This window comes from Chitinophaga flava (assembly GCF_003308995.1).
GTDB classification, from domain to species: Bacteria; Bacteroidota; Bacteroidia; order Chitinophagales; family Chitinophagaceae; genus Chitinophaga; species Chitinophaga flava.
This window is the reverse complement of record NZ_QFFJ01000002.1, coordinates 199,707-211,157: the sequence shown is the minus strand read 5'-3', so window position 1 is coordinate 211,157 and position 11,451 is coordinate 199,707. Positions and strand designations below refer to the sequence as shown.

Sequence of the window (11,451 nt, the reverse complement as noted above, 5' to 3'; positions counted from 1 at the left end):
CTATTTTAATAACCGTTCATAAAAAACTGCCGATGTTAATTTTACGTTTATACGTTACCGTTAATAGCAAAAACCGGAACAGTGTTCCGGCGTTTGCAGCGCATGAAAGCGCTATTTCATGATTGGTTTTACTTTATATCCTTTTGCTCTCAGCAGGTTGATCATGCCGGATTCGCCACCCAGGTGGCCGGCGCCTACTGCGAAGAAGCAACTTTTCTCTTTCATCATGTCTGGCATTTTGTTGGCCCAGTTGATGTTTCGGGTGGTGAGCACCCAGTGTATCATTTCGGGATCATCCATCTGTGCGAAGATGGCCTGAAGATCTTCCCGGTTGTAATCGCTGGCCATCCGGGCGGTATTGGCTTTCAGACTATCGAGTGTATTCAGGTATTTAAAGAAATAAGTGTCACTAAAACCTTTATTTGCATAGTCTACCTGCTCTTTCATGGTTTCCAGTACGGCAAATCCCATTTTCTTTTCTTGTGCTTCTTTATACAGGGTAGCTTCAAAGCTTTGCGGGTTGGCACATTCAAATCCTTGTTGGGCTAAAAAGGAAAGGATACCACTCAGGCGGAAATGATCCAGCTGTTTGAGGGAAAAATTGAGTTTCCTGCGGACAACAGAATCTACCAGAGCGTATTGTTCTTTGGTCAGTCTTGCACTTTGTGCCACATCGGAAGTAAAGCCCTCTTGTGCCACTTTGAGTTCTGCCGGATCAAAGACGTTGGATTCGATAACCAGTTGGGTTGTTTTATCGAATGCTTTTTTTACTTTTTCCCTGATGATAAAATCATCCTTGCAGAGCATATGAAAGGTACCAAACAGATAGGAAGGTTTGTTGAGTCCGTTGCCGGAGATTTCCCACAGTACTGTTTTTTCCGTGGGTTCGGAAGCGATGGCAGCATAAGAGGCAGTGAAAGTGAATATAGCGGCTGTTGCCAGGGTGATTTTTTTGAGCAGATTGTTCATCGTTTAAAAGTTTATTTACATCATTAGTAGGTGCAGATAATCTTTCGTTACAACTTTCTCAAAAAAAATTTCCGGCACTAAGAATAGTGCCGGATCAGATTCTAAGTGGATACAGTTCAGATATCTATCATTTCCTGTGCAGCTTCCATAGGTACGTCTGTTCCTGCGTCGATCACTCCTACGAGTGAGTATTTTCCTTTAGGTAAGTTCTTTGGTATTTCAAACTCAACGATACGTCTTTGTTCCGGAAACAAGGGGAACTGCGGTACGTTGACTGTTGTTTTATCGCCAGTGGCGACATTGGACAGTTCTATATAACTGGTACATTCCAGTTGTGTAGTTCCTGTGTTCTGGCATACGATCTGACATTTCTTTTTGTCACTATCGGATTTATTATCGAAGGCCAGTATTTTCACATCTTTAAAGGTCAGGGATGGCGGCGTCTGGTAAAGATGGATACCAACCCTTACTTTGTTATTTATGTTTGTTTTCAGTCCATTTGCCCCTTCTACCACCTGTTCTTCTGTTGTTTCGAAGAAGAGCATTGTCCATTTCATTTCCTTGATAGAAGCGGTCGAATCGGGGACCTGTATCTTAATATCATAATCGTATGTCTGTCCGGGTTCTACTTCTATAAACGTTTTAGTCAGTTTAACCCAGCGGGCGCAGGAGCGTTCAATGGATCCAGGCGGCGTGTACGTATGCGCTCCGGTGGAATCCCTGACCCAGTCGCTGAGATAGATCGTAAACTGTTTCTTCTTGGGAAGATGGTTTACTATATAAACATGGGCGGTACCCGTTTGCCCATTGTTCAGTTTAAAATCAATGGTGGATGGTTTAATTACCAAACCTATTCTTTTGCTCGTATCGGCGGGGGCTTTACCGGCGAGGGCTGAAGGCATCCCGGCAGGCACCCCTGTTTTACTGGTATCAACAGGGAGCCGCGGTATTGCGCTCTTTTTCCCGGTAGAATCTTGCGCCCTGGCAAGCAAAAAGTTGAACAACAGGAATAATAGAATCAACTGTTTCATAATAATATGGGATTGAAGGATTAACTAAATATTCGATCTCCCATCGGAACAATAGATCAGATGTTCCAGCTTTCTTATATCCGTTACAATAATTTTTCCATCTTTTATTTGAACGACATTCTCATCACGGAGATCACCGAGGGTTCGTATCAGCGACTCTTTGGCTACACCGGCGAGGGCTGCCAGATTACAGCGGCTGATGTTCATACTGAACTCGCCCTTGTTGGAAGGATTATACTTTTTGTATGTGATCAGCAGGGCTTCAGCTACCTTTTTACGGAGCGGACTGTAAGCCATTCTGAGCATCTGCTCCTGTTTTTCGGCGATGTTTGCTGCCAGTATATCCAGAAACTTGCGAAGAAAGCTACTATTATATTCAAAATGATATTCAAGATCAGTCCGGGAGATAATGATGAGTTCCGCATCTTCTATCACTTCAGCTGTTTCGCGGTATCTGCCGCTATCCAGCAGCGCGTTGAATCCGATAAAATCGCCTTCATGATACAGGCCGGTGATCAGCTCTTTGCCTTCTTCATTCCATTTACTGGTTTTTACTTTCCCTTTCAGGATATAAAAAATGGACGCTGCAGTTTTCCCTTCCGAATAGATGATACGTTTCTTTTTAACGCTTGTTACGTTTCCGTCATCGACCTGCGCTTTCAGCAGCTCGTCTACAGTGGTAACGGGGTTAAAAGAATGCATAATCGGGGTTAATGAATGTTTACAATCAGCTTCCTCTTCAATGATCATTACCTTTTTCATCTTTACTGAATTAATTAGGACATGACAATACATACATACAAGGCTCGTTTCGACAAACGACTAAGCATTGGAGATATGGCTAAATTTTCTTGAAAGAGAAAAAATCTTTCGGGGTTATCATAAGAATAGAGCTATCACGATTTGGGGTGCATACTCAAACAAATAAATCTCTTATTTTTCATAACAATGGGGTTTAATATTTTGGGGATACATTTACTTTTCCGTTTTGCGAAAGAACCTCACCATTCTGCTTCTATCTACAATTTCGAAGTCTGCCTTTGCTTCCAGTTGTACGCCTACATCTACTGTATAGGATAGTATTCTGGGTTTTATTTTTTCATTGAAAGCCTCCGGGTTAAGCGAAACCGCATATTTGCCGGCGGGCACATTGAGAAAATAACTACCCATATCATCTGTCAGGGTGCTATACAGCATACCTGTACTGTCTGTTGCGATTACTTTGATGTTGCTGCGGGGAAAACTGCTTTTGGCTAAAGAGTCAGAGTTGATCACGATACTCCCTGTAATCACTCGGCTCCTTTTAAAGGGCACGAAAACAGTGACATCTTTGTTGACCGGAATATTCTGGATTATACCTGATGCAGGGATGACGCCTTTTACGTTGTTTGCTCCTCCAAAATCCAATTTATAATTACCAGGAGTTACATTTCTATAGGAAATAGAGCCTCTTTCATCTGAGATAAAGGGAATGCTGTTAATACTGATCTGCAGATTAGGGATAAGCTGTTCTCCTGCATCCTTGATTCCATTAGCATTAACATCAAAAAAAGGTAAAAGGTTTAAGGTATAATACTTTTTCTTGAAAATTAATGGGACATTAAACTTCTTAATAATTGAGACATTGATATACTTCTCACTAAGGCCATTAGGCGTCAAACTTCCTGTTTCCAGCGGCACCATGGCAGAGGCATTTACATCCAGTCCGTTCTTGCCGCCACTGTAGCTAATATTACCGCCTATCTGATGGTATATGGTTTTATCGTAAAGCGATTTGGAGAAATTGTAATAAACATTTGTCCTTACTCTTTTAAACACATTAAACATCAGATACGGCCCTGCCAGCACTGTTTGAACATATCGCAGAAAATTTTTCTCATTGGTATTGTCAAAAATCGGCTGCTGCATATAATTCCCCTTCACACCAAAAAACTTATAGCTTGCAGAGAGATTTGTATTGGTCAACAATACTACCTTTTTATTGGTTCCGTAAGAGCTATTATAACCGCTGATCGAATTCAGGATGAAGTTGAATTTCTTGCCGGCCCGTTGTCCAAAAGACATCTCCCCGAATATATATTTGGGCATCGTAGTTGCAACCGAAACGCTCTGTTCCAACATACCAGTGCTTAGCGACAAAGACCTGTTCGTTGAAGAATTACTGTATTTCAGCCCATACTTGGTGAAATTAAATTTAAATGCATCCGAATTATAGATTGTGTCCCGAAGCGTATTTACACCAGACCGGTTGTACTGATAAAAAATACCCAGTGCATTCGTTTTAAACTTCCAGCTTACATCATGGGAATGGAACATCAGCCCTTTGTTAAGTCCCGGGAAATAATCACCATAATATTGCACCATGCTGGAGAAATTAATCCTTTTACTTCTAAAGGCGAAATTATATCCCAGCGCGGCTCCTGGCTTGTCCGGAAAACCGACCACCTTGCGCAGATAATGATCTATTCCCACACCTGCATTCACACCCAGCGTCACCTTCTCTGTATTGAATAACTGTATTTCATTGTTAAAAAGATAAGCAGTACGATGCAGGCCATGATCAAAGTCTGCAGACACTCCCTGTAGGATATTTACTTTTTTGATGGAATATTTTGCCGTACCTGTGATATTATCATTCATGTAGTAAGTCAGGAAATCACTGTGTTTGGTAGCACTTAAAGTAAATTCCGTACCGGGTTTGGATCTGTAGGTAAGCTTTCCTCCACTTCCGTAAGTAAAAAAGTATTTGATATCGCTCATATGGCCCAGATAAACATCCCAGTGCCTGGATTGATAACCGAAGCCAAACACATTTTTTTCCAGGGTATTACCGAGGCCGTATTGTTTAGTCCGGTAAAAAAAGGAAAGCTTGTTGTCACCAATGGGGATCTCACCGTGCATACCACCATAGTAACTAACCTGCTTTCCCCATATCATAACGCCTGTTTCAAACCAGAGCGGAAATATCGGGTACGGGGATTCCTTTTCCTTTCGTTCATGCTGTGCCCTTTCCAGCTTAACGTAGTTCATATAACTAACACCTGAAGTGTCTGTAACATTGACGTTCAGTTTTTCGGTCATCAGCTTGCCCAGGGCCTTGTCCTTCAGACTGTAGGAAAAGGTACATATCGTATCTGCACCGGGAGTTAGCCGGATAGCTTTAGAACTATTGATCTCAAGATTATTATTTCTCACATTGGTCAGATACGTTCCGGGTATGGTACCAGTGTTCCTTACCCGGAGCGTTATTTTAAAATCTTTCTCCTGACCTTTCAACGTAACGACATTAGTAATAGGGGTAACATAAAACTCGCAGATGGGTTCCGCTTTTATATAAAACTTATAAGCTTTTGCATCAAGCTGCACCTTCACCGCCTCCCAGGACGCCGGTGCATTCTGCAATCGCATCAGCACAACCGGTATCATCTCTGACTGACCGGCTTCCAGCACTTTGCTCATCACCTTTGCAGGGGCCATCAGCCGCCAGCCATCCGGGACCGTCACCGATAAATTAAATGATTGTGCCCGGTTATCCTTATTGATAATCTTAATGTTATTATATAAGAAGCGATTAGCTTTATTAGCAGCCAGCGAATCCTTCACCGTCACTACAAAGCCGGTAGCTCCCTGCCCGAATACAACCGGGCTATAGATATTACAGCTAAGCAGCCATAACACATACAATATAGGTAACGATAATTTCATCGGGCTGACAGGGGGGTTATTTGAACATCCAACATTAGATCTAGTGCAAAAACATCCAACTTAGTGAGGTAACATCCAACTTATTTGAGATAACATCCAACTTAATGAGGTAACATCCAATTTATTTGAGGTAACATCTTACATTTATAGATAACATACATCTGATAGAAAACATACATCCAATAAACATCCAACAAAATATCCAACGAAATATCCAGCATCAGTTTTTTTGGGGTAAGTAAGCCTCTTCCGGGGGAAAAGGCTTACTTAAGCGTCCAATCTTAGGTATTATAATTGTGTTGCAGTCAGAATTACGCCGAGGTTGTAAGAACCAGCAGCAAAGTCCCATCCTGGATCTGCTTTAAATTTCAGACCAAAAGGTTTGTTTAAACCATGAACACCATTGTTGATCAATGGAGCAGCCGCTACAGTCAGCGGATTCCATGTCATAGGAGTTGCATTGGTACCACCAGTGCCATTGCTGGCCAGGTTGTAAGACAGTGTACCGCAAGGCATTGTTGTATTGCCACCGCCAGGACCAACATACAGGAAGTTGGGTGAAGCAGATTTGATAGTTACGTTGAAGTTCCTGTTGGAGCTTACAGAGAAAGTGCTGGTATGGTGACCGAAGAAGTCTTCCAGTTCCTGACCATCGTTATAATCGTCCTTGGAATCGAACTTAGCAGTTAAGATATCCAGTGGAGGGCAGATTTCAATAATGTTTTCCAGACAAAGGCTAACAAGAACCACAGCGTGATCACAAGCGGGGTCAAAATTACAGCATCCGGGACCGCCAGGACGGTTATCAGTAGTAGGAGCGGCACCTGTTTGGGCGTAACCTGCAAAGGCAGCAAGAGCAAAAGCTGCAGATAAAATAAGCTTTTTCATTTTTTTTGGGTTTAAAGAGTTTTGAGAAAACAGCATCCTGAAATTGAAATGCGCATTTTTTTAGTCAGGGGTTTATGACACAATATTAGAGTTAAAATCTTTTCGTAAAGATGACCGTCATCATCATTTTAAAATTCTTTTAACAACTTTATGGCATACTCGTTTTCAAAACTCTAAAACAAGCCACAGCAAAGCATTACAGGTACTTATACGTATTTTCCCGTTAAGCATTGGTTAACGGGAAAATACATCCGAAAATCTATCTTTTTATACCTCTTCCCGCAACTGATCAAGGATTGCTTTTATTTCCCTCAGATACTTGCCGTAATATAATTTTATCCACCACTCTGTAGCCAGGGCCACCAACAGTGTAAGCGTCACGAATGTAAGGACCACAGTAATGATGGTTATATCCTCAATATGCCTGTCTGCAAAGAATCTGGCCAGCTTAGCATCCACCAATCCATATACCGTCACAAAACCAAGCGCCAGCATCAGTATACTATAAGTACAAGATCTATACATCTCTATATTCAGTTTGATATCATAATATACCTCGTACAAATGGTCTTTGGTAGTCAGCATATTGGAGTTTAAACGTTTGTAGAACAGAAAAAATTTACTGAAGTAATATCCGCTGATGGCCACCATCACACCATACAGACAATAATAAGCCGACTGTGTAGTCCTGTCCATTCCAAAATACTTTGGTGCAAAAGCCATCAGGATGATAGATAACAACTGAACAATACCTTCCTGCTGCATCGTCTTCCTGATCTTATCCACCGGCTGCCCCACCGCTTTTATCTTTGTAAGATTGCCGGGCACTACAATATGACGGTTGTCGTCATCATTATTCCATACGGATTGTATATCATCAAAATTCATAACCTTGTTGTTTTATCAGTTCTTTTAATTTTGTTTTAGCCCGATTAAGTTTCACTCTGGCATTCACTTCCGATATGCCCAGGTTTTCCCCAATCTCTTTATGTGAGTAGTTCTCCAGATGATAGAACACCAGCGCCTTTTCCAGCTTTTCCAACTTCCGGACTGCCCTGTAAAAGTGATGCAGCTGTTGCTCCCTGACCGTCCATTGTTGTTCTTCTACCGCCAGATATTCCGGCATCGTATCCGAGGTCTGCGGTTGCCGCTTCTCTTTCTTCAGAAAAACAATGGCCGTATTCAGGGCCACGCGATACATCCAGGTAGAAAAGCTGCTCTGATGCTGAAAAGATGCGTAGGACTTCCACAGCTGATAAACAATTTCCTGAAACAGGTCCTGTTGATCATCAACAGTATCCATATACATTTTACAGATCTTGTGAATAATGCCTTTGTTTTTTTCGATGTGTGCAAGAAATTCCTGTTCCTTATTTTCCAAGTCGGATAGCTTTTAGTACAAAATAGGTATACAAGACTACTGGTATTTTTTCCGGCCAGAACCGGTACAATCCTTTACGTGTGCCCCCGGATGATGATCATGATGTTATTCATATTTCAAATCATTTACATCATTAGTAGCGCACCCTGAACTTTCGTTACAGCTTTTCCGAAAAAAAATAAAAAAATCCCGTTTCTCCCAATCCAACAGCATTTTTCATCTCCTCCAACAAAATCATCTTCAAGTAATTACCTATATAAAATGCCTCCTGTTTGTGGGCAACAACTATTATCTTCGGTCAAACTTTACCATAGACCGCATGAAATATCTTTTATTGACATTGTTATTGGTTAGCCGCTTTACCACCCATGCTCAGCAACTTCCCCTCACTACCGTCACAGAAATGGCCCGTTCACTGACAGACCAACAGGTGCTCACCGCTACCGGCCGGGATGAACTGATACGGTTTGCCGGAGGACAACCCCTGAAATTATACGAAGGCCTGGATACCGTTGCCCTGCAAGGGATTACACAATCCATCTTTGTAGCAGATGCAGGCCTCATCGACAGGATACCCGGCCAAACCCGCATCCCGCCTGCCCTCCTGGACTCCCTCGCCCATATTGACCACTACCCCTGGTCTGGCCACACCGAACAGTTTGCTGAAGAACAATTCCTGCAACAGCAGTTTCCTTCCCGCTGCGATCTGTACAACTTTCTGCTCTTCGCTGCCGACTTTTATCGCTTCAACTATACAAACGATCTGAGCTATAATAATACCCTGGCCACATTAGTAAGTCGCATAGGTAGCTGGTTTGGACCAGCAATGACACCACTGTTTAAAGACACCGCTGTGGAATTTTCAGTCAACGATCAGACAGATACACCCGAAGCACAACAGGAAAGAGTAAAGACTTTCGCCCCCTATCTCAATTGGGTCGCCATTTTCCAGCAGGCCGGCTTCCTCCCTGCCAGCGACCACGTTATTCAACAATACTATAACAACGGCAAAAATATTTTTGCCACCACCCATCATAGTTCCTTCCTGCAGGAATTGGGAAAGTATATCACTTATCTTGATAAATATCCCTATCTCCGTGAGCAACAGTTGCACCACCTCGACAGCCTGCAACAAACAGGTTTCATTGACAGCACACAAAAAAAACAAATCATTACACGGTATAAACCCTTCACCCTGCTTTCTTCCGATGACATACTCAGCGGCTGCAACAATGCCGTACCACTCTATACAGCCACAGATATAAAACCATACGACTGTATCCCGCAAAATGAATATGGCCTCATACCGCCCGCATCTATTCAGACCGTCTTCAAAACGGTCACAGATAAAATTTCCCGGAAAATACTTCCGCTAACAGTAACGGATATACGTATTTACAAACAAAAGCCTGGCAGCAACGGTCTCTACCCTTATCAGGAACAACTGGCACTTAGCAGGTCCGCCAAATTGTTGTCGGCTACCCTGCTACTCAACAATCAGCTGTACAAGGAAACGATCGATGAAAAAGAATTTGAATCCTGGATAAGGCCGGAAAATTTCCAGTTCCTCAATCATTACCTGGAAGACCAGCACGACAACCGGCGCTTTTATTTCATCACGCCCAATCGCTTTACCCATTATGAGCCACTGCCGGATACTGTTTTCCTGGCGTTGCTCACAGAACAACAGGCCACACTGCTGCAATCCCCTTACCTGTTTGACCGGATAAAAGGCTGTTACAACGGCAGTCCGGGCGACTACGACTATGCTGTTTATCCAGGCGACTACTTTCAGCTTTCTTCCAGACTCAGCAAAACACAGATAGATTCTTTTGTAGCTATCTGTCAGCAGCATCAGGTACTGCCAGCCGGAAACACCGCCCTGCTGCAGGCAACTATCCGGGAGCAAAATCCGGCAGGTTACCGTGCAGCACTCTCCTGTTCTCCTGCCTGCTTCGACAGTCAGGACAATCTATACAGCCTGCTCACCGGCACCCAAAGGGCCTTGCAGCAAATGCTTCCCCACAATAAATTATTTTTCACACAATTACCTGAGCATAGAAATGGTACTCAGCAACCTTCTTCCGGATTTATGTTTAACAAACAGATTTACCGGGTCCCAGCTTCGGGAGAAGCAACTGACTTCAGTAATGAAATAGTGGTGAAGACTATTAATAAAGCACTGAGCGGGCATGGCCTCCCCTACCGCCTTTATCAGGTATCTGACAACAGCGAGGTATTTAACGGCCACAGCTATGTATTAATGAAACCAGCCGCAGCACAGGCTTTGAGAAGCCTGTCGGCCGAGATATTCCCTGTAACAGGTAGCAGCCGTTAACCGGCTACTACCTGCTCTCTGGGTTGTATAATATGGTTAATACCGTGATGGATCATTTTTTCCAGCAGCTCATAACCACCATTGGGATTTTGATGTGCAAACAGTCGTTCTGGTTTTGTAACGGGAGATACCCAGTACAGATTCACGGTGTCGTTGTACATCTTCGGCAATTCAATAGCCGGTCCATTATATAATGCAGCCGACAACACCACGCTTTCATAAGGCACCGGCAGCTCACTGGAGCTGATGGTATGCCCTTCTCCCAGCCAGGTTACCTGTTTCCAGGGCCTGTCTGCTATTCCTGATACGATACCGGCCAGGTTCATGATCTCTTTTTCGGAGTAGTCTTTTTTGCTGATGGCCAGGGCCAGCTCCATACGTCGGAAGCCTGGTGCCTCGTCGCTATAAAGGATTTCTACCCAGGGCATAGGCCGGATGCTCACTCCCAATGTCAGGAAATACACCACTTCATCTTTTTCGAAACGCGCCATGCCCATAGGAGGCCACTGGTCACCATCGATGGCGTAGTATTGTGTTACCGGCCCCAGCGCGGCTTCATAGGCGCTGAGAAACTGTTGCTGCAGGATGCTCCAGGTCTGGTTGGTTTCGCTGGTCCAGTCATCCCAGAAAGCGGTGGCCTGTGCTACCCGTTGGTGCAGCTGATTGGTGGCCGGAGTCCCCAGCGGAAACATCATGCTGTCATCTGCAGCACCGATACAATCAGCAGCATAAGCTACGGAGCGCTCCTCTGAATACAGGGTCCAGCCAGGGATTACGCCCAACAGCTCTCCATCATAAAAAACAGAAGCGCCATCGCCTTCTTCCATCCATACGATATTTATCAGTGCAGCCTCTAATGGTGCTTTGCCTTCAGGATGATTACAAAAACGGGCCTCCAGCATGGGGGCCAAGCCTTCTTTCATGGCCGCAATATCTTTTTTCTCCGGCGCCGGTTGCAGGTTACGCAGCCAGCAGGGCCTTGGAGAATATTTACTGGCCAGCAGTTCGGAAGGATACAGATAAAAATAAGCCGTTCTGTCGTCTTGTTCTACCACCGCGTACATGGTACCACGGTTGTTTGCTTGTTCTATTAACATGACCGGATCCGCCATAATATCAATTTTTAGAATAATACTGTA

General features: G+C 43.7%; 9 protein-coding genes. 1 reads left to right on the top strand and 8 read right to left on the bottom strand.

The genetic code is table 11. The features are described 5' to 3' along the window. Window positions 1–111: 111 nt before the first annotated feature. The 7 genes from DF182_RS17130 to DF182_RS17100 form a co-directional block, all read right to left on the bottom strand. Window positions 112–969: a TraB/GumN family protein gene (locus DF182_RS17130; protein ID WP_113617072.1), complete on the bottom strand. Its 858-nt coding sequence runs from the start codon at window positions 967–969 to the stop codon at window positions 112–114. A 116-nt stretch (window positions 970–1,085) separates the two neighbouring features. After that, window positions 1,086–2,000 carry a hypothetical protein gene (locus DF182_RS17125; RefSeq protein ID WP_113617071.1) on the bottom strand — a complete coding sequence of 305 codons (915 nt, stop codon included), beginning with the start codon at window positions 1,998–2,000 and terminating at the stop codon, window positions 1,086–1,088. Between the two features lie 24 nt (window positions 2,001–2,024). Continuing rightward, on the bottom strand, window positions 2,025–2,702 hold the full coding sequence (locus tag DF182_RS17120) for a Crp/Fnr family transcriptional regulator (RefSeq protein WP_161964168.1): 678 nt from the start codon (window positions 2,700–2,702) through the stop codon (window positions 2,025–2,027). Between the two features lie 273 nt (window positions 2,703–2,975). Next, a complete protein-coding gene (locus tag DF182_RS17115) occupies window positions 2,976–5,705 on the bottom strand; it encodes a COG1470 family protein (protein ID WP_113617069.1) in 2,730 nt (909 codons plus the stop codon). Between the two features lie 288 nt (window positions 5,706–5,993). Continuing rightward, window positions 5,994–6,593, bottom strand: coding sequence for a hypothetical protein (locus DF182_RS17110; RefSeq protein ID WP_147243459.1), 600 nt, complete (start codon window positions 6,591–6,593; stop codon window positions 5,994–5,996). Between the two features lie 267 nt (window positions 6,594–6,860). Then, window positions 6,861–7,481, bottom strand: a complete 621-nt coding sequence (locus DF182_RS17105) for a hypothetical protein (RefSeq protein WP_113617067.1) — start codon at window positions 7,479–7,481, stop codon at window positions 6,861–6,863. Further along, complete coding sequence (locus DF182_RS17100; RefSeq protein ID WP_113617066.1) at window positions 7,471–7,974, bottom strand: RNA polymerase sigma factor; 504 nt, start codon at window positions 7,972–7,974, stop codon at window positions 7,471–7,473. The genes DF182_RS17105 and DF182_RS17100 overlap by 11 nt, the downstream gene beginning before the upstream one ends. A gap of 319 nt (window positions 7,975–8,293) precedes the next feature. Here DF182_RS17100 and DF182_RS17095 point away from each other — a divergent pair, with 319 nt between their 5' ends. Then, entirely contained in the window at window positions 8,294–10,312 is a 2,019-nt protein-coding gene (locus tag DF182_RS17095) for a hypothetical protein (protein WP_113617065.1), read from the top strand. On the opposite strand, the gene DF182_RS17090 is transcribed toward DF182_RS17095, so the two are convergent. Further along, window positions 10,309–11,424 carry a suppressor of fused domain protein gene (locus tag DF182_RS17090; RefSeq protein WP_113617064.1) on the bottom strand — a complete coding sequence of 372 codons (1,116 nt, stop codon included), beginning with the start codon at window positions 11,422–11,424 and terminating at the stop codon, window positions 10,309–10,311. The genes DF182_RS17095 and DF182_RS17090 overlap by 4 nt on opposite strands. Window positions 11,425–11,451: the final 27 nt, after the last annotated feature.

Excerpts from the sequence above, each read along its gene's own strand:
- DF182_RS17130 (WP_113617072.1), bottom strand. The coding sequence starts at position 969 with ATGAACAATCTGCTCAAAAAAATCACCCTGGCAACAGCCGCTATATTC.
- DF182_RS17125 (WP_113617071.1), bottom strand. The coding sequence starts at position 2,000 with ATGAAACAGTTGATTCTATTATTCCTGTTGTTCAACTTTTTGCTTGCC.
- DF182_RS17120 (WP_161964168.1), bottom strand. The coding sequence starts at position 2,702 with ATGCATTCTTTTAACCCCGTTACCACTGTAGACGAGCTGCTGAAAGCG.
- DF182_RS17115 (WP_113617069.1), bottom strand. The coding sequence starts at position 5,705 with ATGAAATTATCGTTACCTATATTGTATGTGTTATGGCTGCTTAGCTGT.
- DF182_RS17110 (WP_147243459.1), bottom strand. The coding sequence starts at position 6,593 with ATGAAAAAGCTTATTTTATCTGCAGCTTTTGCTCTTGCTGCCTTTGCA.
- DF182_RS17105 (WP_113617067.1), bottom strand. The coding sequence starts at position 7,481 with ATGAATTTTGATGATATACAATCCGTATGGAATAATGATGACGACAAC.
- DF182_RS17095 (WP_113617065.1), top strand. The coding sequence starts at position 8,294 with ATGAAATATCTTTTATTGACATTGTTATTGGTTAGCCGCTTTACCACC.
- DF182_RS17090 (WP_113617064.1), bottom strand. The coding sequence starts at position 11,424 with ATGGCGGATCCGGTCATGTTAATAGAACAAGCAAACAACCGTGGTACC.